This is a genomic window from Azospirillum agricola (assembly GCF_017876095.1).
GTDB classification, from domain to species: Bacteria; Pseudomonadota; Alphaproteobacteria; order Azospirillales; family Azospirillaceae; genus Azospirillum; species Azospirillum agricola.
On record NZ_JAGINM010000019.1, the window covers coordinates 44,195 to 64,543 of the forward strand.

General features: G+C 71.4%; 16 protein-coding genes. 14 read left to right on the forward strand and 2 right to left on the reverse strand.

The window, feature by feature from the left end; translation table 11 throughout:
• Positions 1-22: 22 nt before the first annotated feature.
• From J2847_RS24565 to J2847_RS24585, 5 genes are all read left to right on the forward strand, one after another.
• Complete coding sequence (locus tag J2847_RS24565; RefSeq protein WP_209781419.1) at positions 23-1,561, forward strand: FAD-dependent oxidoreductase; 1,539 nt, start codon at positions 23-25, stop codon at positions 1,559-1,561.
• Positions 1,562-1,794: 233 nt separating this feature from the next.
• Positions 1,795-2,586, forward strand: coding sequence for a TOBE domain-containing protein (locus J2847_RS24570; protein WP_209781420.1), 792 nt, complete (start codon positions 1,795-1,797; stop codon positions 2,584-2,586).
• A gap of 217 nt (positions 2,587-2,803) precedes the next feature.
• Complete coding sequence (locus J2847_RS24575; protein WP_209781421.1) at positions 2,804-3,616, forward strand: amino acid kinase family protein; 813 nt, start codon at positions 2,804-2,806, stop codon at positions 3,614-3,616.
• A 12-nt stretch (positions 3,617-3,628) separates the two neighbouring features.
• Positions 3,629-4,462, forward strand: coding sequence for an amino acid kinase family protein (locus tag J2847_RS24580; RefSeq protein WP_209781422.1), 834 nt, complete (start codon positions 3,629-3,631; stop codon positions 4,460-4,462).
• 134 nt (positions 4,463-4,596) lie between these two features.
• Positions 4,597-5,121 (forward strand): hypothetical protein, encoded by a 525-nt coding sequence (locus J2847_RS24585; protein ID WP_209781423.1) that lies wholly within the window; start codon positions 4,597-4,599, stop codon positions 5,119-5,121.
• 6 nt (positions 5,122-5,127) lie between these two features.
• On the opposite strand, the gene J2847_RS24590 is transcribed toward J2847_RS24585, so the two are convergent.
• Positions 5,128-5,880 (reverse strand): GntR family transcriptional regulator, encoded by a 753-nt coding sequence (locus J2847_RS24590; RefSeq protein ID WP_209781424.1) that lies wholly within the window; start codon positions 5,878-5,880, stop codon positions 5,128-5,130.
• A gap of 281 nt (positions 5,881-6,161) precedes the next feature.
• Here J2847_RS24590 and J2847_RS24595 point away from each other — a divergent pair, with 281 nt between their 5' ends.
• From J2847_RS24595 to J2847_RS24635, 9 genes are all read left to right on the forward strand, one after another.
• Positions 6,162-7,166, forward strand: a complete 1,005-nt coding sequence (locus J2847_RS24595) for an ABC transporter ATP-binding protein (RefSeq protein WP_209781425.1) — start codon at positions 6,162-6,164, stop codon at positions 7,164-7,166.
• Between the two features lie 58 nt (positions 7,167-7,224).
• Positions 7,225-8,529, forward strand: a complete 1,305-nt coding sequence (locus tag J2847_RS24600) for an ABC transporter substrate-binding protein (protein WP_209781426.1) — start codon at positions 7,225-7,227, stop codon at positions 8,527-8,529.
• Positions 8,530-8,608: 79 nt separating this feature from the next.
• Entirely contained in the window at positions 8,609-9,535 is a 927-nt protein-coding gene (locus J2847_RS24605) for an ABC transporter permease (protein ID WP_209781427.1), read from the forward strand.
• A gap of 4 nt (positions 9,536-9,539) precedes the next feature.
• A complete protein-coding gene (locus tag J2847_RS24610; RefSeq protein ID WP_209781428.1) occupies positions 9,540-10,388 on the forward strand; it encodes an ABC transporter permease in 849 nt (282 codons plus the stop codon).
• A 13-nt stretch (positions 10,389-10,401) separates the two neighbouring features.
• Positions 10,402-11,163, forward strand: coding sequence for an aspartate/glutamate racemase family protein (locus tag J2847_RS24615; RefSeq protein WP_209781429.1), 762 nt, complete (start codon positions 10,402-10,404; stop codon positions 11,161-11,163).
• Positions 11,164-11,178: 15 nt separating this feature from the next.
• Positions 11,179-12,048 (forward strand): GNAT family N-acetyltransferase, encoded by an 870-nt coding sequence (locus J2847_RS24620; RefSeq protein WP_325169477.1) that lies wholly within the window; start codon positions 11,179-11,181, stop codon positions 12,046-12,048.
• A 304-nt stretch (positions 12,049-12,352) separates the two neighbouring features.
• Positions 12,353-12,928 carry an RNA polymerase sigma factor gene (locus J2847_RS24625; RefSeq protein WP_209781430.1) on the forward strand — a complete coding sequence of 192 codons (576 nt, stop codon included), beginning with the start codon at positions 12,353-12,355 and terminating at the stop codon, positions 12,926-12,928.
• A gap of 78 nt (positions 12,929-13,006) precedes the next feature.
• The gene (locus J2847_RS24630; protein ID WP_209781431.1) at positions 13,007-13,984 is read left to right on the forward strand and encodes a FecR family protein; all 978 of its coding nucleotides are present in this window, start codon (positions 13,007-13,009) and stop codon (positions 13,982-13,984) included.
• Positions 13,985-14,178: 194 nt separating this feature from the next.
• Complete coding sequence (locus J2847_RS24635; protein ID WP_209781432.1) at positions 14,179-16,596, forward strand: TonB-dependent siderophore receptor; 2,418 nt, start codon at positions 14,179-14,181, stop codon at positions 16,594-16,596.
• A 118-nt stretch (positions 16,597-16,714) separates the two neighbouring features.
• On the opposite strand, the gene J2847_RS24640 is transcribed toward J2847_RS24635, so the two are convergent.
• Positions 16,715-20,347 (reverse strand): non-ribosomal peptide synthetase, encoded by a 3,633-nt coding sequence (locus J2847_RS24640; protein WP_209781433.1) that lies wholly within the window; start codon positions 20,345-20,347, stop codon positions 16,715-16,717.
• Positions 20,348-20,349 lie beyond the last annotated feature (2 nt).

Below are 20,349 nucleotides of genomic sequence, written 5' to 3' on the forward strand. Positions count from 1 at the left end.
CCCCCATGGGAGAGGGCGTGACATGACCAGCACCACCAGCGGCCAGGACCGGACCGTCCGGGAAGAGACCGACATCGTCGTCGTGGGCGGCGGCGGCTCCGGCCTGACCGCCGCCATCTTCGCCCGCCAGGAGGGCGCCAAGGTCGTCCTTCTGGAAAAGCACACGGAGCTGCGCGGCAGCACCGGCCTGTCGATCGGCTCGATCACATCGACCGGCACCTGGCACCAGCGCCGCGCCGGCATCAAGGACGACACCCAGGCGCATTTCGAGGACATGGCGAAGTTCGCCGGCGAGTTGGCGGCCAGGGACAACGAGGAGCTGCGTCGCATCCTGGTCGAGAACGTCCCGGACAGCGTGGCGTGGCTGATGTCGCTGGGCGTCACCTTCCACGGGCCGATGCCCGAGCCGCCGCACCGCCAGCCGCGCATGCACAACGTGCTGCCCAACTCGCGCGCCTACATCTATTTCGTGTCGCGCGAGGCGCGCCGCGTCGGGGTGGATGCGCGGGTCGACGCCACCGTCGAGCGGCTGCTGGTCGAGGACGGCCGCGTCGTCGGCGTCGCCGCCCGCATCGGCGGGGTGCCGCACGAGCTGCGGGCGCGCCGCGCGGTGATCCTGGCGACCGGCGACTATTCCTCCAGCCCCGACTGGAAGCGGCGCTTCAACCCGGCGGTCGCCGCGGTGGACGGGGTGAACACCACCAACGTCGGCGATGGCCACCGCTTCGGCGAGGAACTCGGGGCCGAGGTGCGGTTCGGCGAGATCGTCTACGGCCCCAACCTGCGCTTCATGCCGCCGGCCAAGCCCAGCGTGCTGCTGCGCCTGCCGCCGCACCGCTGGCTGACCGGGGCGATGCGCGTCGCCCTGGAAAAGCTGCCGGCCTGGATGCTGCGGCCCTTCATCCTGTCCTTCGTGACGACCTACCTCAGCCCGGAGCCGAGCCTGTTCCGCGAGGGCGCCATCCTGGTCAACAAGCGCGGCGAGCGCTTCACCGACGAACTCGGCAAGCCGAACTACGCGCTGGCCGACCAGCCGGACAAGGTCGGCTACATCGTCTTCGACGACAGCGTCGCCCGCAAGTTCCGTGGCTGGCCCTACTTCATCTCGACCGCGCCCGGCGTCGCCTACGCCTATCTCGGCGACTACAAGCGGACGCGGCCGGATCTCTACCACGGCGGCGCCACGGTCGAGGATCTGGCCGCCTCGATGGGCGTGCCGGCGGCGGCGCTGCGCGGCGCGGTGGAGGCCCACAACGCCGCGCCGGGCGGGCGGCCGCCGCTGGGCAAGGGGCCGTACCACGCGCTGGGACCGGTCAAGAGCTGGATCATCCTGACCGACGGCGGGCTGACGGTGAACCGCGACCATCAGGTGACGCGCGCCGACGGCGCGGCGATTCCGGGACTCTACGCGGTCGGCTCGGTCGGGCAGGGCGGGCTGCTGCTGGAGGGGCACGGGCATCATCTCGCCTGGGCCTTCACCTCCGGCCGCCTCGCCGGCCGCCACGCCGCCACGGCGGCGCCCGCGACGGCGGCGCGGCCGGCGGAGGCGGTGGCGGGCTAGGAGGGGCCGGCTTCCGCAGGGCGGTGCATCATCAGGGGGCCGCTTCCCTGTATTCATGTGGATACAGTGTTGCGGCCCGTCCTGGATCGGAAAACCGCCACGCCGCGACGGGACGGTGAAGCCGGCGTCACCATGGGGGAGGGAACCCCGGCCGCAGCCGGGAAAGGGGTTGTGCACGTAAAAATATTACGGTTATATGCTCCCGCCCCACAGCGTCGCTCACGAGGTCGGCCATGCCGGTTCGCGTCCAGCTTTCCTTCGCCGCGGCCAACGCGTCGCCGGTCGGGGCCGAGCGCATCCGGCTGCTGGAGGCGGTGGCGCGCGAGGGCAGCATCTCCGGCGCGGCGCGGGCGGCCGGCATCACCTACAAGTCGGCCTGGGACGCCGTCGACGCGATGAACACCCTGTTCGGGCGGCCCCTGGTCGACGGCAGGGCCGGCGGGCGCAAGGGCGGCGGCGCCGTGCTGACGGCCGAGGGCGCGCGGGTGGTGGCGGTCTTCCACCATCTGGAAGGCGAGATGGCGCGGGCGCTGGCCGCGATGCAGCCGGGGCCGGACGGGACCGGCCTGCCGGCGGCGACACTGATGTGGGGGCTCTTCATGCGGACCAGCGCGCGCAACGCGCTCGGCGGGACGGTCGCCGCCATCGCCGAGGGAACGGTGACCGCCGAGGTGACGCTCGCCCTGTCGGACCGGCTGGCGCTGAGCGCCGTCATCACCCGCGACAGCGTGCGCGCGCTGGGGCTGTTCCCCGGCCGCGAGGCGACGGCGCTGATCAAGGCCTCCTTCGTCATCCTCGCCCCGGCCGACGAGGCGCGCCGCACCTCGGCGCGCAACCGCATCGAGGGCGTCGTCGCCCGCCGCGAGGACGGCGCCGTCAACAGCGAGGTGACGCTCGACATCGGCGACGGCAGGACGCTGGTTGCCGTCGTCACGCTGGAAGCGGCGAAGGATCTCGGTCTGGCGGTCGGCGATCGGGCCTGCGCGCTGATCGACGCCTCGCACGTCATCCTGGCGGCCAACTGACGGGACCGCCGCGAGGACGGGGTCCCTCGCGACCGCTGTATGCCATGCCTTTATAACGCTATGAAACAAAACGATGTTTCCCCGTTTCTCCATTGACGGGCGAGCGGGACGGGGGCATTTTCCCTTCAGCGCCCAGGGCGGATGGCCGGCCCCGCCGCAAGGGTCGGCGGGGGTGGCGGACGGCGCCGGCGCGCAGCGAAGAAAGGGAAGCTCCCGGATGACCGAGACGACAGCGGCGCTCGAAGCGCTCCTCATGCAGCGGTCCCTGACCGACGCGCAGCTCCAGGCGGCGGCGGAGGCGGCGGCGGATTTCCGCATCCTGCCCGACGCGACGGTGCTGAAGATCGGCGGGCAGAGCGTCATCGACCGTGGACGCGCGGCCGTCTACCCGCTGGTGGACGAGATCGTCGCCGCCCGCAAGGCGCACAAGCTGCTGATCGGCACCGGCGCCGGCACCCGCGCCCGCCACCTCTACTCCATCGCCGCCGGGCTCAACCTGCCGGCGGGCGTGCTGGCGCAGCTCGGCGCCTCGGTGGCCGACCAGAACGCCGCGATGCTGGGGCAGCTTCTCGCCAGGCACGGCATCTCGGCGGTGGAGAGCGCCGGGCTCTCGGCGGTTCCGCTCTACCTCGCCGAGGTGAACGGCGTCGTCTTCGGCGGCATGCCCCCCTACAAGCTGTGGATCCGCCCGTCCGCCGAGAGCGTGATCCCGCCCTACCGCACCGACGCCGGCTGCTTCCTGGTCGCCGAGCAGTTCGGCTGCAAGGCGATGATCTACGTGAAGGACGAGGACGGCCTCCACACCGCGAACCCGAAGACCTCCAGGGACGCCACCTTCATCCCGCGGATCTCGGTCGACGAGATGAAGGCCAGGGGATTGCAGGATTCGATCCTGGAATTCCCGGTGCTCGACCTGCTGAAGCAGGCGCGCCACGTCCGTCAGGTGCAGATCGTGAACGGCCTCGTCCCCGGCAACCTGACCCGCGCGCTCGCCGGCGAGCCTGTCGGCACCATCATCACCGCGAGCTGAGGGACCATCGCCATGCCCGACACCACCAACAGCATCAAGCATGTGGCCTCGCCGCTCGCGCGCCAGACCCTCCTCGACAGCGACCTGACCCGCCCGGTCGCCGGCGTGCGCCCGATCCGGCTGCTGCCCTGGTTGCAGGTCGTCAAGATCGGCGGGCGTTCCATCATGGATCGCGGCGCCGAGGCCATCCTTCCGGTCGTGGACGAGATTCGCCGGCTGCTGCCGGAGCACCGCCTGCTCATCCTGACCGGCGCCGGCATCCGCGCCCGCCACCTTTACGGGGTCGGGCTCGACCTCGGCCTGCCGGTCGGGTCGCTGGCGCCGCTCGCCGCCAGCGAGGCCGGGCAGAACGGCCACATCCTCGCCTCCCTGCTGGCGCCGGAAGGGGTGTCCTACGTCGAGCACCCGACCATCGCCAGCCAGCTCGCCATCCATCTGGCGGCGGCCCGCGCCGTGGTGGGCAGCGCCTTCCCGCCCTACCACCACCACGAGTTTCCGGGGTCGCGCATCCCGCCGCACCGGGCCGACGCCGGCGCCTTCCTGCTGGCCGACGCGCTCGGCGCGGCCGGTCTGACGATCGTCGAGGACGTCGACGGCGTCTGCACCGCCGACCCCAACGGCCCCGATGGGGAGACGGCGGAACTGATCCGCGAGCTGTCCGCCGCCGATCTCGCCGGCTTCGACGGCACCTTGCCGGTGGACCGCTCGCTGCCCGAGATCATGGCGAACGCCCGCCACATCGAGCGCGTGCAGATCGTCAACGGGCTGGTGCCGGGCCGGCTGACCGCCGCGCTGCGCGGCGAGCATGTCGGGACGATCGTCCACACCGGCGCGCGGCGGGGCTGACCGGGCCCGCGACCCCGCCGGTTCCACCGATCGGCGGGGCGGCCTGCCCCGGAATTCCCGCGCTCCCGCCGGGCGGAACCGCCGCCTTGCGCGTTTCCATGTCGGCGTGGATGGCGGAAGCGGGGTGGACGAGGATGTTTCAGATCGCGTCGCGGGCGATGTATCTGCTGGCGGCCACGACGCTGGCGCTGTTCGCGCTGGTGTTCATCGGCGTCGCTGCGCTGACCGTGGTGGAGGGGGCGGTGTCGATGCACCCCGAGCAGCTCACCGCCGCCCTGCTGGACGGGGTGGGGCTGATCGTGCTGTCCATCGCCGTCTTCGAGATTGCCAAGTACCTCTACGAGGAGGAGATCGACCGCGACCGCGAGCTTCGCCACGCCGACGAGGCCCGCCGCACCCTGACGAAGTTCCTGACCACCATCATCGTCGCCGCCAGCCTGGAAGGGCTGGTGCTGGTGTTCGAGGCGCGGACCTCCGAGATCTCCGCCATCGTCTACCCGTCGCTGCTGCTGGCGGTGGTGGTGCTGATGGTGGTCGGGCTGGCCAGCTTCCAGTGGATCGGCCGCCGGGCCGAGAGCATCCGCATCGATCCCGCCGTCTCCGCCGCCGAGGAGGCGGACGACAGGAAGGGGACCGACGCCCAGCGGCCCGGCGGGTAGGCCGCCCTACTCGCCGTCCGCTCCGGCGAAGACGCTCTTCAGATCGATCAGCGGTTCCGGCTTGGCCTCCAGGTCGAGCTGGCGTTCGATGGTGTCGAGATGCTCCATCATCAGGCGCACCGCCTCGCCGGCCCTGTTCCTGTCCGGTCCGGGATCGGCGAGCGCGTCGATCAGCCGCCGATGATCCTCGGCCGAGCAGCTGTGCGACGAGCGCCGCTCGAAGGCCGCGATGGCGAGGCCGGAACGGTCGATCAGGTCGCCGAGGATGCCGGCCAGCGTCGCGTTGCCGGCGAACTCCGCCAGCAGCAGGTGGAACTGCCCGGACAGGCGGATCAGCGCCTTGCGGTCGCCGGCCGCCTCCGCCGCCTCCTCGCGGGCGCGGTGCTCGTTCAACCGCGCCAGGACGCCGGGCGGGAGCGGCCGGGCGAGGCGGTCCAGCGTCTCCATGATCGCCCGCTCGATGACCCGGCGGGCCTCGAACACCTCCCGCGCCTCCCGCGCGGTCGGCTTGGCGACGAAGGCGCCCCGGTTGGGGATCAGCGTCACCACCCGGCGCTGCGCCAGCAGCAGCAGAACCTTGCGCACCCGCTCGCGGCTGACCCCGAAGACCTGGGCGAGGCTTTCCTCGGCCAGCTTGGTGCCGGGCGGCAGCCGGCGGTCGGCGATGGCCTCGCCGATGCTCTGGACGATGCGGGCTTCGGCGCCGCTGCGGCCACGGCTGGCGCGGCGGGGCGGGGCGGCGGTCGGGGCTGTCTTCATGGCCGGATGGGGGACGGTGGCTGACGGGCGTGCATGGTCACGGGATTGTGCACAAAACGCGCCAGGATTGAACCGCAATCGGTTGGCTCCGCCGCCGGGCCGGTGCTGGCCGGCCCTCTGCCCAAAAGGGCGGCAACACGCCGCCCAAGCGGTCATTGCTTCGCTCTTGGGCGTTGGAGCGCTGGCGGAAAGCCTGCCCTTCATCCCTGGCATGCATCCTGCACATTCCGTCTTGTGCCGGATCGGCGCGTGGATTGTGCACAAGAAGGGGAGCGACGGGGATGACCGCCACCGCCATCACGGCCACCGGGCTGCCGGTCGAACTGGTGAAGCTGCGCAAGGCCTACGGCTCCACCGTCGCGGTGGACGGCATCGACCTGCGCATCGCCGCCGGCTCCTACTGCTGCCTGCTGGGGCCGAGCGGCTGCGGCAAGACCTCCACCCTGCGGATGATCGCCGGGCACGAGGACATCAGCGACGGCGACCTGCTGATCGGCGATTCGGTGATGAACGGCGAGCCGCCGGCCAGGCGCGGCACCGCGATGATGTTCCAGAGCTACGCCCTGTTCCCGCACCTCGACTGCACCGACAACGTCGCCTTCAGCCTGAAGATGAAGGGCGTTTCCAAGGAGGAACGCCGCCGCCGCGCGTCCGAGATGCTGGAGCTGGTGGACATGGGCAAATACGCCGCCCGGCTGCCGGCGCAGCTTTCCGGCGGGCAGCAGCAGCGCGTGGCGCTGGCCCGCGCGCTGATCACCCGGCCGGGCGTGCTGCTGCTCGACGAGCCGCTGTCGGCGCTCGACCCCTTCCTGCGGGTGCGGATGCGCGAGGAGCTGAAGCGCCTGCACCGCGAGCTGGGCATCACCTTCATCCACGTCACCCACAGCCAGACCGAGGCGATGGCGCTGGCCGACCTCGCGGTGGTGATGAACCAGGGCCGCATCGAGCAGGCCGGGCCGCCGCGCGAGCTGTTCAACCGGCCGCGCACCGCCTTCGTCGCCCGCTTCATCGGCGGCCACAACGTCATCGCCGGCGAGGGCGGGCAGGACGCCGTGCGCGCCGACCGCATCCGGCTGGGCGACGGCGGGGCCGACATCCGCGTCGAGGGCACGGTCCGCGCGCTGGAGTATCACGGCTCCTCGGTCCATCTCAGCCTCGACGTGCCGGGCGCCGACGATTTCGCCGTGATCCTCGACGAGGCGCGATTCTTCGATTCCCCGCTGTCCATCGGCGACCGCGTGCTCGCCGGCTGGAGCCGGCGCGACACCCACCCGCTGGTGGCCTGACGCACCCCCTTTTTCCTTCGCGACGACCAGAACAACCAATCAGAACTGGAGGCTCAGCATGTCCGACACGCGTTCCGGCTCCCCCACCCCGGCGGGCGTCAGCCGCCGCTCGCTGCTCAAGGGGACGGCCGCCGTCGCGGGTGCCGCCATCGGGTCCGGTGCGATCACCGGCTTCCCGACCATCTGGGCGCAGAACATCAAGAACGTGACGCTGCGCCAGTTCGGCACCGGCGTGTCGAACCTGAACGCCGTCGCCGACAAGGTGAAGGAGGATCTGGGCTTCACCCTGCAAATGACCGCGCTCGATTCCGACGCGGTCGCCCAGCGCGCGGTGACGCAGCCGAAATCCTACGACATCGCCGACATCGAATACTGGATCGGCAAGAAGATCTTCCCGGCCGGCGTCATGCAGCCGATGGACGTCACCCGCATCAAGAACTTCGACAAGATCGTCCCGATCTTCATCAACGGCAAGCTGACGCCCTCCAGCGCCATCGCCCAGGGCACAGCACCCCACACCGTCGGCTTCGTCGAGGGCAAGGATTCGGTCAAGTTCGCCAAGGGCCAGACCCAGTGGATGACCCTGATCCCGACCATCTACAACGCCGACACGCTGGGCATCCGCCCCGATCTGGTCGGCCGTCCGATCTCCAGCTGGAAGGACCTGCTCGACCCGGCCTTCAAGGGCAAGGCGTCGCTGCTGAACATCCCCTCCATCGGCATCATGGACGCCGCCATGGTCTGCGAGGCGATGGGCGAGGTGAAGTACGGCGACAAGGGCAACATGACCAAGGAGGAGATCGACAAGACCCTCAGGATCATGACCGAGGCCAAGAAGGCCGGCCAGTTCCGCGCCTTCTGGAAGACCTTCGACGAGAGCGTCAACCTGATGTCGTCGGGCGAGGTCATCATCCAGTCGATGTGGTCGCCGGCCGTCGCCGCCGTGCGCGCCAAGGGCATCCAGTGCGTCTACCAGCCGCTGACCGAGGGCTACCGCGCCTGGGGCGGCGGCCTCGGCATCGCCAAGCATCTGAGCGGGCTGGAGCTGGACGCGGCCTACGAGTACATCAACTGGTACCTGTCGGGCTGGGTCGGCGCCTATCTGAACCGCCAGGGCTATTATTCGGCCGTGCTCGACACCGCCAAGCAGCACATGAGCGCCGACGAGTGGGCCTTCTGGATGGAGGGCAAGCCGGCCAAGACCGACATCCTCAGCCCCGAGGGCAAGGTGATGGAGAAGGCCGGCGCCGTGCGCGACGGCGGCTCCTTCGAGGAGCGCATGGGCCGCGTCGCCTGCTGGAACGCGGTGATGGACGAGGACCGCTACATGGTCCGCAAGTGGAACGAGTTCATCGCGGCGTAAGGCCATCCCGCTTGCATAAGCCCTCTCCCTCCGGGGAGAGGGCTTATGGCGCCCACCCACCGTCGGGAGCAACCCGCCCATGACCATGACCGCCGCCCCTCCCGAGCCGTCGCGCGTGTCCGCCTCCGTGCGGGGCGGCGGCAAGGTCCGTGCGCCGCTGCTGCGCCGGGCCGCTCCCTACCTCCAGGCGGCGCCGCTGGCGCTGACGCTGCTGGTCTTCCTGCTCGTCCCGATCCTGACCATCGTCGCCGTCAGCTTCTGGGACTACGACAGCATCCGCATCTACCCGGATTTCGTGCTGACCAACTACGTCGAGCTGCTGACCTCGCCGGTCACCTGGAAGACCTACCTCAACACCCTGAAATTCGCGGCGCTGACCTGGGCGATCACCCTGTCGATCGGCTTCACGGTCGCCTATTTCCTGGCCTTCCACGTGCGGTCCACGACCTGGCAGATGGTGCTGTTCCTGGTCTGCACCATCCCGTTCTGGACCTCCAACATCATCCGCATGATCTCCTGGATCCCGTTCCTCGGCCGCAACGGGCTGCTGAACTCCGGGCTGATCTCGGCCGGGATCATCGACCAGCCGCTGGAGTTCCTGCTCTTCTCCGACTTCTCGGTGGTGCTGGCCTTCGTGCACCTCTACGCGCTGTTCATGGTGGTGCCGATCTTCAACTCGATGATGCGCATCGACCGCGCGCTGGTCGAGGCGGCGCGCGACGGCGGGGCCAGCGGGATGCAGGTGCTGCGCGAGGTCATCCTGCCGCTGTCCAAGCCCGGCATCGCCATCGGCTCGATCTTCGTCGTCACGCTGGTGATGGGCGACTTCATCACCGTGCGCCTGATGAGCGGCGGGCAGAGCGCGTCCATCGGGCTGATGATCGCCAACGAGATCTCGCTTCTGCAATACCCGGCGGCGGCGGCCAACGCGGTCGTGCTGCTCGCCGTCGTCCTCATCATGGTGGTGGCGATGCTGCGCGTCGTCGACATCCGCAAGGAGCTGTAGCGCCATGGGCGGAAACCATACACGCGACACCCGGCGCGGCCTGTCCTTCCACCTGCTCGCCGCCTTCTTCGGCCTGTTCGTGCTGTTCCTCTACGGGCCGATCGCCACCATCCTGGTCCTGTCCTTCCAGGGGCCGGACGGCGGCCTGACCTTCCCGATGAACGGCGTCTCCACCCACTGGTTCCGCAACCTGTTCGAGCAGCAGGCGGTCGGCGATTTCGGCGGATCCTTCCGCCGCTCCATCGCGCTCGGGCTGGCGGTGATGGTGCTGACGGTGGTCTTCTCGCTGCTGGCCGGCTTCGCCTTCCGCCGCCGCTTCGCCGGCAGCGGGGCGCTGTTCTATCTGGCGGTCGCCAGCCTGATCGTGCCGTCGATCCTGGTCAGCCTGGGCATCGGCCTGCTGTTCAACATCCTGGGGCTGGAGCCGACCTGGTACGGCTCGGCGCTGGGGGCGCATCTGACCTGGACGCTGCCCTTCGGGCTGCTGATCGTCTTCGCCATCTTCAACCGCTTCAACCCGGCCTACGAGGAGGCGGCGCGCGACCTCGGCGCCGGGCCGTGGCAGACGGTGCGCCACGTCGTGCTGCCGATCCTGCTGCCCAGCCTGATCGGCGTCGGGCTGTTCGGTTTCACCCTGTCCTACGACGAGTTCGCCCGCACGCTGATGACCGCCGGCTCCTTCAACACGCTGCCGCTGGAGATCTACGGCATGACCACCAACGTCACGACGCCGGTGCTCTACGCGCTGGGCTCCCTGACGACGCTGTTCTCCTTCACCGTGATCGGGCTGTTCCTGCTCGGTCTGGTCGGCTTGCGGCGGCGCCGGCTGCGGCGCGCCGCGACGGCCGGCTGAGGAGGGGCCGACAATGCGCATCCTGGTCGTCAACCCCAACACCACCGCCTCGATGACCGCCCGCATCGGGGCCGCCGCGACGGCCGCCGCCTTTCCCGGCACGACCATCCTCGCCGTCAACCCGGCGATGGGGCCGGCGAGCATCGAGGGCTATTACGACGAGGCGCTGGCCGTGCCCGGCCTGCTGGAGGAGATCATCCGGCATCAGTCCGAGCCGGCCGGCATGGAGGGGGCCGGCATCGACGGCACGGTGATCGCCTGCTTCGACGATGTCGGGCTCGACGCCGCCCGCAGCGTGGCGGCCGGCCCGGTCGTCGGCATCTGCGAGGCGGCGATGCAGACCGCCGGCCTGCTCGGCGGGCGCTTCGCGGTCGTCACCACCCTGCAACGCTCGGTGCCGGCGTTGGAGCGGCTGGCCGAGCGCTACGGCGTCGCCGGCCGCTGCCGCATCCGCGCGGCCGGGGTGCCGGTGCTGGCGCTGGAGGATCCGGGCTCGGGCGCTGTGGAGCGGGTGCGCGCCGAGATCCGCCGCGCGGTGGACGAGGACGGGGCGGAGAGCATCGTGCTCGGCTGCGCCGGCATGGCCGACCTCGCCCGCGCGCTCGGGCAGGAGACCGGCGTCCCGGTGGTGGACGGCGTGTCGGCCGCCGTGAAGCTGGTCGAGGGGCTGGTGTCGCTGGGATTGCGCACCAGCAAGGCCGGCGGCTACGCTGCCCCGCTGCCGAAGGCGTACGCGGGCGAGCTGGCGCGCTTCGCCCCGCCTGCGGTGGTGTGACGGGAGGGCCGGCGGGTGGAGCAGGAACAGGACGGGTATCGCATCCGGGTGATGAGCCGGGCCGAGCTGGATCGGGCGGTGGACTGGGCGCGGGAGGAAGGGTGGAACCCCGGCCTGCACGACGCCGGGGCCTTCCACGCGGTCGATCCGGGCGGCTTCCTGGTCGGGGTGCTCGACGGCGAACCGGTCGCGTCCATTTCCGTCGTCCGCTATCCGGGGCATGAGGGGCCGGGCAACTTCGGCTTCCTCGGTTTCTACATCGTGCGGCCGGAGGCGCGCGGGCGCGGCTATGGCTGGCGGCTGTGGCAGGCCGGGCTGCGCCGTCTGGAGGGCTGCACCGTCGGCCTCGACGGCGTTGTCGCCCAGCAGGAGAATTACCGCAGGTCCGGCTTCGCGCTGGCCCACCGCAACATCCGCTTCGGCGGGCCGGTGCTGCGCGGCACCATCGGTGGAACGGTGCTGCTGGACGCCCGCGAAATTCCCTTCGACGAGCTGCTGGCGCTCGACGGCGCCCTGTTCCCGGCGCCGCGCGCCGGCTTCCTCGCCAACTGGATCGCCCTGCCGGGCGCCACCGCGCTGGCGGCGGTGGAGGGTGACGAACTGCGCGGCTTCGGCGTGATCCGCCCTTGCCACGAGGGCTTCAAGGTCGGCCCGCTCTACGCCGCCGATGCCGCCGTCGCGCGCGACCTGCTGCTGGCGCTGGCGGCCGCCGTCGGGGAGGGGCCGCTGTTCCTCGACGTGCCGGAGTGCAACGGGGCGGCGGTGGAGCTGGCCGGGGAACTGGGCCTGACGCCGCAATTCGAGACCGCCCGCATGTATCTCGGCCCGGCGCCGGTGCTCGACACCGTGCGGCTGTTCGGCATCACGAGCTTCGAGCTGGGCTGACAAGAAGCCCGTGGGAGGGGGAGGCATCTTGAGACACGGATGAACACGGATTTCCACGGATGAACACGGATGGGCGTGTCTTCATCGATCCGTGTCCATCCGTGAGCCGGCGCAGCCGGCATCCGTGTTCATCCGTGTCGAAACCCTCCTGTCGGGACGCTCCGCCACTCTGGCTTCCCAGCCCTGCGACATACGATTCTGTTTTGAGAATGATTATCAACTCCGCTAGGCTTGGGCCTTCATCCCGGCGGAACGGTGCGGTTCCCGCCGGGATGCGGCCGGATGGGGAGCGGGAAGGCGGGGTATGGGGGACAGGGAAAAGCCCGGTCTGGTCGCGGGTTTCCAGGAGCATTACGGCGATCTGCTGCGCTTCCTGATCTGGCGCACCGGGGACGCCGACCACGCCGCCGACGTGGCGCAGGACACCTATTTCCGGCTGGCGGCGCTGCCGGAACCGGAAAAGCCGATCGGAAACGTCCGCGCCTACATCCTGCGGGTCGCCCGCAACCTGTCGATCGACCGGCTGCGCCGCGAGAAATGGGAGGTCTCGGCCGAGACGGTCGCCGAGGAGGTCGCCGCTGTCGCCGACGACTCCGTCCCCCAGGACGAGGCGCTGCTGGCCAAGGAACGGCTGCGCCTGCTCGACGAGGCGTTGCAGGCGCTGCCGGCCAAGCCGCGCGAGGCCCTGCTGCTGCACCGGGTCGCCGGCCTGTCGCAGGCCGAGATCGCCGCCCGCCTCGGGGTGTCGGAAAGCATGGTCACGAAATACGTGGCCCAGGCCATGCTCCATTGCCGGACATGGCGCCGGCGCCTCGATGCGGAGCAGGGGGCTGGGCAGGCGGCCGGGCGGGGGGCGGGACTGGATAAGGAAAAATTGTGATGCGCCCCTGTCGCTGCGACTTTTGGGAAACGTCTTGTGGTAGAGACGTCCGTTCCTCCCGCCGCAGGCTGCCCGCCGATGTCTGACCCGAACCACTCCGTCCTCGACGAGGAAGCGCTGGACTGGCTGGTGCGCGTGAGCTTCGGCACGGCGCGCCCGGCCGAGTTCGCCGCCTGGCGCGCCCGCAGCCCGGCGCACGAAACCGCCGCCCGCGCGGCGGAAACGCTGTGGCGCGAGATCGGCCAGACGGAAACGGCGGCGGCCTTCGCCCGCCGCGAGGCGGTGCGCGGCCCGGTGGCGCGCCTGCCGCAGCGGCCCGGCCGACGTCCCGTCATGGGGCGTCGCGCCGCGCTGGGCGGCGCCCTCGCCGCGTCGGCCGCCGCGCTGGTGGCCGGCTCGGGGGTGCTCGGCCCGCTGGCCGGTCTGACGGCCGATTACGCCACCCGGCCGGGGGAGCGCCGCGCGGTCGCCCTCCCCGACGGATCCACGGTGCTGCTCAACACCGCCACCGCCCTGTCGGTGGATTTCGGCGACGGCGAGCGCCGCATCGCCCTGAAGGCCGGCGAGGCCTTCTTCGAGGTCGCCAAGGATCCCGACCGCCCCTTCCTGGTGGTGGCGCGCGCCGGGGAGACGCGGGCCGTTGGAACCGCCTTCGCCGTCCGCGCCGATGGCGACGCGGTGCAGGTCACGGTCAGCGAGGGAATCGTCGAGGTGACGGCCGCGTCCGGCGAGCCGATGCGCCTGCTCGCCGGGCAGGGGGTGAGCTATGGCGGGGACGGCCGCGACCCGGCGTCCCGGCCCCACGCGGTGAACGAGGCGGCGGCGACGGCGTGGCGGCGCGGCAAGCTGATCTTCAACCAGCGCCCGCTGGTCGAGGTGGCGGCGGAGATGAGCCGCTACCGCTCCGGCCGCGTCATGGTCGCCAACCCGGATCTGGAGCGGCTGCCGGTGACCGGCGTCTTCGAACTGGACGACCAGGACGGCACGCTGCGCGCCATCGAGCAGGCCCTGCCGGTCAAGGTGCTGCACCTGCCGCTGCTGACCCTGCTGCGGTAGCGGCCCCGCGCTAGCCGCATTCCGGGGCCGCGTTCCGGGGCCGTCTTCCGTTCCCTCGAAAATTTCTCGAGTTTTTTGCGACGGGCGCTGTCGCCCGGCCATTCGTCATCCGTCCTTTGGTGGGGCGCGAATGATTTGCATTTGCTGATTGGGGGCGCCCCGCTTCGGAACGAGCGTCACCAAGGGGATTTCATATGGCCGTTCAGGCGGTTCGCATCGTCGGGCGAGGGTTTCGCCGGTTTCTGCTTCTGTCCACCGCCTGCGCCGCCGTGGCCGTCCTGCCGACGGCCCAAGCCGCCGCCACCGGCGCCGTCTCTGTCGCCCAGGCCGGTCCGGAGACGGCGGTGCGCTTCGCCGTGCCGCCGCAGTCGCTCGACAGCGCGCTGACCGCCTTCGCCGACCAGGCCGGCTTCCGCCTGCTCTTCTCGGCCCCGGCGGTGCAGGGCCTGCGCAGCCCCGGCCTGAACGTCACCGCCACCCCGGTCGACGCCCTCAACCAGCTGCTGTCGGGCAGCGGCTTCACCTGGCGCTTCACCGGCCCGAAGACCGTCACGCTGGAGAAGGTCGCCGCCACCGGCGCCGTCGTTCTCGATCCGGTGACGGTGCAGGGCGCCGGGCGCGAGAACGCCTATGGTCCGGTTCCGGGCTACGTCGCCAAGCGCGCGTCGGGCGCCACCAAGTCCGACACGCCGCTGGTCGAGACGCCGCAGAGCATCAGCGTCGTCGGCGCCGAGGAGCTGGAGGCGCGCGGCGCCCAGACGCTGGAGGACGCCATCAAATACACGCCGGGCGTCGTGCTGTCCTACGGCTCGGTCGGCGATTCGCGCAGCTCCTGGTACAAGGTGCGCGGCTTCCCGGTGACCACCACCTATTACCGCGACGGCCTGAAGGTCGGCGGCCAGAGCTGGCAGCGGATCGATCCCTCCCTGATCGAGCGCGTCGAGATCCTGCGCGGCCCGGCCTCGGTCATGTACGGGCAGAGCGTTCCCGGCGGCCTCATCAACATGGTGACCAAGCGTCCCCAGGACGTCCAGTCGGCCGAGGTCGCGGTGGAGTACGGATCCAACGACTGGAAGCGGGTGGAGGGCGACATCACCGGCCCGCTGAACCAGGACAGGGAACTGCTCTACCGGATCACCGCCGCCGTCCAGGACAGCAACGGCCTGAACGGCATCGACCACGACCGGGCCGACCGCAAGATGATCGCCCCCGCGCTGACCTGGAACCCGCAGCCGGGAACCAGCGTCACGCTCGCCGCCCTCTACCAGACCGACGACAGCCGGGGATGGACGCCGCGCCGGCGCTGGAGCACGGTGGCCGGCGGGACGACCAACCCCAAGACCTATCTCGGCGAGCCGGATCACGACCGCTACCAGCAGGAACAGACCCAGGTGACGCTGCTGGCCGAGCACGCGGTCAACGACAGCCTGAGGTTCATCGTCGGCGGCCGCTACGCCAAATACGACCTGGATTACCGGCAGGTCTGGCCCGGCAGCTTCCAGGCGAACGGCCTGACGCTGAACCGCGCCCAGTATGTCTACGGCCAGGACGCCGAGATCTGGTCGTTCGACGCCCGCGCCGAAGGGAAATTCTCCGTCCTGTCCACCGAGCACACGCTGGTCGGCGGCGTCGATTATTCGTACCAGGACATGAAGGACGGTTTCGGGTCGCGGGCGGTGGAGACCACCATCAACCCGTTCAACCCGGTCTACGGGCGCTACGGGTCCGAGCCGGCGATGGCGATCGACACCCTGAAATCCCGCATGCTGGGCCTTTACCTCCAGGACCAGATCGCGGTCACCGACAACCTGATCGTCATGCTGGGCGGGCGCCGGGACTTCCCCGGCCTGTCGAGCGGCCTCGCCTACCAGAACGCCTACACCGGCCGCTTCGGCGTCGCCTACAAGACCGACATCGGCGTCGTCCCCTACGCCAGCTACGCCGAATCCTTCGAGCCGCAGTCGGGCACCGGCTGGGGCGGCACCCGCTTCGTGCCGACCACCGGCCGCCAGTACGAGGTCGGCGTGAAGTACGAGCCGCCGGGCAGCAACCTGCTGGCGACCGTCGCCCTGTTCGACCTGCGCAAGCAGAACACCCTGACGCCGGATCCCGACATCACCCACCTGTGCAACGGCTCCCGATGCAGCGTGCAGACCGGCGAGGTCAAGTCGCAGGGCGTCGAGCTGGGCCTGACCATGGAGCTGGCCGAGGGGCTGAAGGGCGTCGCCGCCTACACCTACAACCCCATCAAGGTGAGCAGGAGCAACACCCCGAGCGAGATCGGCCGCCAGCAGTCCGACCAGCCGGTCCACACCGCCTCGCTGTGGCTGGATTACGGCGTCCAGGACGGCCCGCTCGCCGGCTTCGGGCTGGGCGGCGGTCTGCGCTTCGTCGGCAAGACCACCAACACCAGCAGCAACGTCACCACCGCCGCCTATGTGATGGACGAGATGATGGTCCGTTACAGCACCGAGGCGTGGCGCCTGTCGGTCAACGTGCGGAACCTGTTCGACCGCGAGGTCGAATATTCCTGCACCCGCAGCGCGACCCAGGAGATGTGCTATCTGAACGAACCGCTGACGGTCACCGCCCGCGTGTCGCGCAAGTTCTGAAAGCCGTCCGGTCCTTTCCAGGCCATCCCGGCCCATCATGCCCGAGGCCCGTCTCCCCACGTCGGGGGGACGGGCTTCCGGCCGTGTTTCCGGGCCGTGACGGTCCGGTCGCGACGTTTCAGGATTCGCTTCGGCGTTCGGGGGCGCCGGCCATTCCGGCGCGCCGCCGGGCGCGTTGCCGGGTCATCGCCCGGCGCTGGCCGGCCGCGGTCGCCTGCTGGTCGGCCTCCCGATCTTCCTCCGCCTTAGCGAACAGGCGGGCCTGCCGGGCGACGGTCTGGTGCTCGAAGAGGCGGATCACCGGGACGGGCTGGCCGAAACTCCGCGACAGCCGGCCGGCCAGCCGCGTCGCCAGCAGGGAATTGCCGCCCAGCGCGAAGAAGCTGCGGTCGGTCTCGACGACCGGGACGCCCAGCAGCTCCGACCACAGGGCGGCGATCCGCTCCTCCGGTTCCGACAAAGGACGCCGGGGGCCGGCCGCCGTCGCGGGCGGCGCGGCGCGGGCCCGTGCCTCCAGCGCCGCGCGGTCGATCTTGCCGTTCGCGGTCAGCGGCAGCGCGTCCAGCGCGTCGAGCGTCGTGGGCACCAGGGCCGGCGGCAGCACCTCCCGCAGCCGGTCGAGCGCCTCCCGTTCGGAGAAGCCGCCGCTGTCCGGCACCGCGACGAAGCCGGCCAGCCGGTCGCCCCGGCCGCCGGTCACGGGGTGGGACCCGCGCAGGGCGACGACCGCCGCCTGCCTGACGCCGGGCAGCCGGGCGAGCCCGGCCTCGATCTCCCCCAGCTCGACGCGCAGGCCGTTGATCTTCACCTGGGTGTCGCGCCGGCCGAGGAACTCGACATGGCCGTCGGGGTGCCAGCGCCCCCAGTCGCCGGTGCGGTAGAGGCGTTCCCCCGTCGCCGGATGGACGAGGAAACGGTCGGCCGTCCGCGCCGCGTCCCGCCAATAGCCGCGCGCCAGCCCGGCGCCGCCGATGTGGATCTCGCCGGCCACCCAGTCGGGGCAGGGCTCCAGCGCGGCGTCCAGGACATGGACGGTCTGGTTGGCGAGCGGCCGGCCGTAGGGAACGCTGCGCCAGTCCGGCGCGACGGCCTCGACCGGGTGGGCGATCGACCAGATGGCGGCCTCGGTTGCGCCGCCGAGCGCGACGAGGCGCTCCACCCCCGGCAGCGCGCGGAGGCGGCGGCACAGCGGCAGGGGCAGCCAGTCGCCGCTCAGCAGGATCGTCCTCAGCGCGTTCAGCTCCCCGGCCGCTCCGGCGTCGTCGAGATGGTCGTGGAACAGTTGCAGCAGCGCCGGCACGCTGTTCCACAGCGTCACGCCATGCTCGCGCACCAGCCGCCGCCACGCCGCCGGTTCCGGGGCGGGCGAGGAGGGCGGCACGACCAGGGTGCCGCCGGCCGCCAGCGTGCCGAAGATGTCGTAGACCGACAGGTCGAAGCCGAGCGACGAGACCATCAGGCAGACGTCGCCCGGCCCGATGCCGTGGCGGGCGTTGACGTCGAGGATGGTGTTGAGCGCCGCGCGATGCTCGATCATCACGCCCTTGGGCGTGCCGGTCGAACCGGAGGTGAAGATCACGTAGGCGAGATCGCCGGGACCGGCCGGGTCGCGGAAGGGGGCCGGAGGGCCGCCCGACAGCAGCTCCCCGCCGACGGGAAGAAGGGTCGGGCCGCTCCCGGCTGGCTCCTTCCCGTCCGATCCCTTCCCGTCCGCCGGGGGGACCAGAGCCAGCCGGGCGCCACCCTGTTCCAGCAGCGTGGCGATGCGGCCGGCGGGAAGCGCCGGGTCGATGGGGAGATAGGCGGCCCCCGCCTTCAGGATCGCCAGCACGGCGGCGACCTGTTCCCAGCCCCTGGGCAGCAGGACGGCGACCAGCTCGTCGGCGGCCACGCCCCGTTCGGCGATCCGGCCGGCGATCCGGCCGGCAAGGCGGTCGCTGGCGGCGTCGAGCTGCGCGTAGGTCAGGGCGCGCGCGCCGTCGCGCAGGGCGACGGCTTCCGGCCGCCGGCGCGCCTGATCGAGGAACGGGTCGTGCAGCCGCCGGAAGCCGCCGGGCGGCGTCCAGGCGGTGGCGTTGATCGCGGCGCGCCGTCGGACTTGCGCGGCGGGGAGGCGGTCATGCCGGCCGGTCCAGGCGGCGTCGCCGTCCGCCAGGGCGCGCAGGGTGGCGAGGTGGGTGTCGGCGATCAGCGCCACCAGCCCGTCCGGGAAGGCGTCCGCGACATGGTCCCAGTTCAGCACCAGATCCCCGCCGCATTCGAGCGCCTGATGATCGATCAGGGTCTGCGGGGTCTGCACCGCCGCCCGGACGATCCGGCCGAAGCGGGCCACGGCGTCGAGGTAGCTGCGGCCGGTCCCCAGCGCGCTGGTGAAGACGAAGGGCATCAGCGCCCTGTTGGGGGCGTTGCGGGCGGCGGCGACCTTCGCCAGCGCCTCCACCCCGCTGACGAGGCTGTGGTCGAGGTCGCGCCACAATTGCCGTTGCACCGCATGGGCCAACGCCTCGAAGGGCGCGCCGGGTGCCGCGTCGACCTCCAGCAGGACCAGCGACGTGAAGTCGCCGATGACCCGCTCCAGATCCAGCGTGGGGGAGGCGCGGTCGAACAGGGTGGTCGTCAGGGTGAAGCGGCGCTCGCTGCTCCAGCGCGCCAGGGTCGCGGCGTAGGCGGCCATCAGCAGCGCCGATCCGGTCAGGCCGCGGGCGTGGGCGCGCTCCCGCAGCCGTTGCCAGTCGCCGGCCGGCAGGACGGTCTGCACCCGCGCGAAGCGGGGAGGCGTCAGCGTTTCGACCGCGCGGGCGAGCGGAAGTTGCGGCCCGAGCGGCAGGGTGGCGGCCCGTTCCTCCCAATAGTGCCGTGCCCGTGCCGCCTGGGGGGAGGCGGCGAGCCGTTCGCGTTCCCGCACATAGGCCCGGAAGCCGGTGCCCTGCGGCGGCCCGTCCGTGGCCGTGCCGTCATACTGGCGCCACCACTGGTCGACCCAGATTTCCAGCGATTTCAGGTCGAAGAGCAGGATGTCGAAGCCGATGTGCAGGAGCCAGCCGGTGTCCGTCAGGCGGGTCAGGCGGATGTCGAACAGCGGCCAGCGGTCGGCCGGCAGGATCGCCTGCTCCATCCCCTCGCGCAGCGCGGCGATCCGCTCCGCGCGGGCCCCGTCCGGCAGGGCGCGCAGGTCGGCGCAGGGGATGGCGAGGCGGGGGACCGTCGCCAGCACGCGCTGTGTCCCGTCGGCGCCGATCACCGCGCGCAGCATCGGGTTGGCGCGGATGGTGGCGTTCAGCGCCTCCTCCAGCCGGCCGGGATCGAGCTCGGCCGCCTCGACCTCGATGTAGCCGTGGGCGGCGACGCCCCCCAGCTCGAAATGCGGGTCGCGGCCCAGCCAGTAGGCGCGCTGGATGTCGGTCAGCGGGAAGGGGGCGTGGGGGTCGCCGCCCGCGTCGGCGTCTTCCGCGCCGTCACCTCCCGCGCCGTCGCCGGGCGGGGCCGGAGCGGCGGCGGCCCGCCGGATCAGGGCGAACCAGCCGTCGACGCTGGGCGACGCCGCCAGGTCGCTGAAGGACACGTCGATCCCCTGCTGGGCGAGCAGGGCCGGGAGCTTGATGAGCGACAGCGAGTTCAGCCCCAGCTCGATCAGGTTCTCGCCGGTGCCGAACTCGTCGGGTCCGGCGCCCAGCTCGCGCGCGGCGAAGGCGCGCAGGGCCTCCACCGTCCAGGCGTCGGGGGAGGCGGGGAGAGCGGTCTGGTCGGGCATGG